The 3804-nt window shown below is 61.3% G+C and carries 4 protein-coding genes; all 4 read left to right on the top strand.

Annotated elements, in window-relative coordinates; genetic code table 11:
- The coding region (locus tag JJQ76_RS17770) for an alanine/glycine:cation symporter family protein (RefSeq protein ID WP_210398308.1) at nt 1-941 on the top strand (941 nt) is incomplete at its 5' end.
- 115 nt (nt 942-1056) lie between these two features.
- On the top strand, nt 1057-2151 hold the full coding sequence (gene alr, locus JJQ76_RS17765) for an alanine racemase (RefSeq protein WP_210398307.1): 1095 nt from the start codon (nt 1057-1059) through the stop codon (nt 2149-2151).
- Nucleotides 2152-2193: 42 nt separating this feature from the next.
- A complete protein-coding gene (locus tag JJQ76_RS17760; RefSeq protein ID WP_210398306.1) occupies nt 2194-2979 on the top strand; it encodes a helix-turn-helix domain-containing protein in 786 nt (261 codons plus the stop codon).
- Nucleotides 2980-3048: 69 nt separating this feature from the next.
- A complete protein-coding gene (locus tag JJQ76_RS17755) occupies nt 3049-3480 on the top strand; it encodes a hypothetical protein (RefSeq protein ID WP_210398305.1) in 432 nt (143 codons plus the stop codon).
- Nucleotides 3481-3804 lie beyond the last annotated feature (324 nt).

Genomic DNA, 3804 nt, shown 5'->3' with positions numbered 1-3804 from the left:
GTAAAAAATGGGCCTGGATGGGCACCCTGTTCGCCATCTTCGGCACCATCGCCGGCTTCGGCATCGGCAACACCGTCCAGTCCAACTCCGTGGCCTCGGTACTGGAAGCCAACTTCGGCCTGCCACTTTGGGTCTCCGGCGTGGTGCTGATGGTGCTGACCGCGGCGGTGCTGCTGGGCGGGATCAAGCGGATCGGTAGCGTGGCCGGCACGCTGGTGCCCTTTATGGCGATCGCCTACCTGCTGGCCGGTCTGACCGTGCTGGCGATCAACGCCGAAGCGATTCCGGCGGCGCTGGACCTGATCTTTACCCACGCCTTTACCGGCACCGCAGCCGAAGGTGGCTTTGCCGGGGCGGCGGTCTGGGCGGCGATCCGCTTTGGTGTGGCCCGCGGTATTTTCTCCAACGAGGCCGGCCTCGGTAGCGCACCGATCGCCCACGCCTCGGCGCAGACCAACAACCCGGTACGCCAGGGGCTGATCGCCATGCTCGGTACCTTTATCGACACTATCATCATCTGCTCCATCACCGGTCTGGTGATCATCACCTCCGGCACCTGGACCAGCGGTGAATCCGGTGCAGCGCTGACCTCCATGGCCTTTGCCGACGCCCTGCCGGGTGTGGGTAACTATCTGGTGGCGATCTCGCTGGCGATCTTCGCCTTCACCACCATTCTCGGCTGGAGTGTCTACGGCGAGCGCTGCGCCGAGTATCTGTTCGGGGTGAAAGTGATCGTACCCTTCCGCATCCTTTGGATTGTGGCGGTACCGGTGGGCGCCATGATCGGCCTGGACTTTGTCTGGCTGCTGGCGGACACCCTCAACGCGATGATGGCGATCCCCAACCTGATCGCGCTGGCACTGCTGAGCCCGGTGGTGTTCAAGCTGACGCGGGAGTACTTCGACAACGAACGCGGCCTCAGCAGCCCGGTCAAGTCGTAACCAGCGGCAATACTGGCTTACGCCAAACCAAGGCACCGCTGTCGCAGGACAGCGGTTCCTGCTTTAATAGGCCGGGCAGATGCCCGGCCTTTGCGATTTAACAGGAGAGATACCCATGGCCCGCCCCGCCAAAGCTGTCATCAATCTGGCCGCTATCCGCCACAACTATCGTCTGGCCAAAGAGTTGGCACCGCACAGCCGCGCCCTGGCAGTGGTCAAGGGCAACGGCTACGGCCATGGCGCGGTAGAGGTCGCACAGACCCTGGCACCCCAGGCCGATGCCTTCGCGGTGGCCTGCATTGAAGAAGCGGAGCAACTGCGCGCTGCGGGGATCGACCACCGTCTGGTGCTGCTTGAAGGTATTTTTGACCCTAGCGAACTGCCCAAAGTCGATCAACTCGGCCTCGATCTGGTTATCCACTCCGACTACCAGATCGACGCCCTGCTCGACTACACCCCTCGCCATCCGCTCAATCTGTGGCTGAAAATGGATTCCGGCATGCACCGGTTGGGATTTAGCCCCGATGCCTTTCTGGAAGCCTATAAACGCCTCCACGGGGCGTCGCAGGCGGGCGAGATCACCCTGATGAGCCACTTTGCCCGTGCCGATGAACTGGACCAGCCCCGCACCCGTGAGCAGCTGGAGCTGTTTCTGCGCTTCAGCCGTGCCCTCGACCTGCCGATCAGTCTGTCCAACTCGCCGGCAGTGCTGGCCTGGCCGGAAACCCATCAGCAGTGGGTACGTCCCGGCATGATGCTCTACGGCGCCTCGCCGCTGGACCGCGCCACCGCCACCTCGGCACAGCTGGAACCGGCCATGACTCTCAGCTCCGCCATTATCGCGGTTCAGCATCTCAAAGCTGGCGACAGCATCGGTTACGGCAATCGCTACAGCTGCACCCGCCCCACCCGCGTGGGCGTAGTGGCAATGGGCTACGCCGACGGCTTTCCCCGCCATGCACCTAACGGGCTGCCTGTATTGATCGGCGAACACGACAAGAGCTCGCTGATTGGTCGCGTTTCCATGGATATGCTCACCGTCGACATCACCGACATTGACGATGCTGACGTCGGCACCGAGGTTACCTTCTGGGGGCGTGGGCTGCCGATCGAACTGATTGCCGAACAGTGCGGCACCATCCCCTATGAGCTGGTGACCAACCTCACACCACGTATCCCGCGGCTTTATGTCGACTGCAGCAACTGCTAACGTTACTGCTAACCCTGCTCTGTTTTCGGTGTCCAAATCCCTATGACCCTGAACGCCCGCCTCTACCAGATGCCGGCCGATAGCGACCGGCACAAGCACGCCCATCACCAACTAGTTGTGGGCGTACGCGGGCGCGCAGAGTTCGAAATCAACGGCAGCGGTGACAAGCTCTCCACTCTGCGCGGCTGCCTGGCGCCCGCCGACGATGCCCACTACTTCCAAGGCCAGGGCGACAACGCCATGCTGATCGTCGATCTGCTCACCGCCACCCCCCAACTGTCACTCCCCCCCTTTGAGCAGGACAGTTTCGAGCGTCTGTTTCAACGAGCCAGCTTCTTCGACGTCGATCCGGCGTTGCAGCAGCTGCTGCAGTTTTCCGCCGAGGAGCTGAAGCGCACGCACAACGACCCGCTACTGCAACAGCACCTGTCGGCCACCATCCTTCACGCGCTGGGGCACCGCCTCGGGGTTACTCCGCAGCCGCCCGCCCAGGACCGTACCCTGCCGCTGGAACGAATCGACCGTTACATTACCGATAACCTCGACATCAAGATCAGCGTCAACCACCTGGCGGCGCTGGTGCACCTGAGCAGCAGTCACTTTCACGCGCTGTTCAAACAGCAGACCGGCCTCGCGCCACATCAGTATCTGCTGCGCGCCCGCCTGCACAAGGCGGTACAACTGCTACGCACCAGCGCGGTACCGCTTGTGGAGATCAGCCAGCGCTGCGGTTTCAGCAGCCAGAGCGCCCTGACCCACGCTTTGAAGAAACATGCCGCCATGACTCCTGGGCAGATTCGCCGGGCCCCCCACGCCCCTCAGTTCTGAGCTTCAACCGTGGCCACCAGCCTGCTACAGTGCGCATAATCTCCAATGGTGATCCACGGACCACAATCGATGATCCACTTGTACAAAAACCCCGCCTCGCGTCTTGTGTTCTGTGCCTTTGAAGGCGATGTCAGCGATCAGCAACTTCTGGATCACCTGCAGCGCTACAACCAGCAGTACGGCTCTATCGAAGGGTTATATGAGTTCTGCGACCTGCGGGCCATAACCGAGGCAGACGGGCTCAATGTCAGCACGCTGCTGGAGGTAGCCGAGCAGGATTACCATCGACCACGACTCGCAGGCGGCAAACTGGCGCTGCTCGCCACCAGCCCACTGACCTTTGGTCTGGCGCGCGCCTATCAGAGCATTGCCGAAATGGGGCCGAACTCGGTACGAATCATCGTTACCGATAATGAAGATGAAGCGATCCGCTTTCTCTGCTGTACCGAAGACGACCTCAACTTTATGCGTCAGCAACGCCGGAAGTGGGGCTTGGATTGACGCCGCTGTTTTCAGAGCATTTCACAAAAACTGCAGCCTCTCTCGCAATCTTTATCATCCCGAGCACCGTAATCTTGGCGTCAGGTTGGACCTGTGACCGGTGCCCTTCAGTCGCGCACCCGGGTCAACATTCCTCTTCGCCGGTGCCCCGCACCGGCTTTTTTTCTCCTTACGTTTTGTTGCGACGCGGCTGATAACGGCGCGGAGCGGTCATTAGTTCGGGGCCGGCTGTTCTAGATTTAAGGCTCATTATCGGCGAGGTATGAGAGCCTCTGTTCCGCCCACCCGGGCGGCGTCATTCTTTGTCAAACGCGACAAAGAACG

Origin of the sequence: Motiliproteus sediminis (assembly GCF_017912535.1) — a bacterium.
GTDB classification, from domain to species: Bacteria; Pseudomonadota; Gammaproteobacteria; order Pseudomonadales; family Balneatricaceae; genus Motiliproteus; species Motiliproteus sediminis.
The sequence above is the reverse complement of the archived record's forward strand: the minus strand, read 5'-3'. Positions and strand labels throughout refer to the sequence as shown.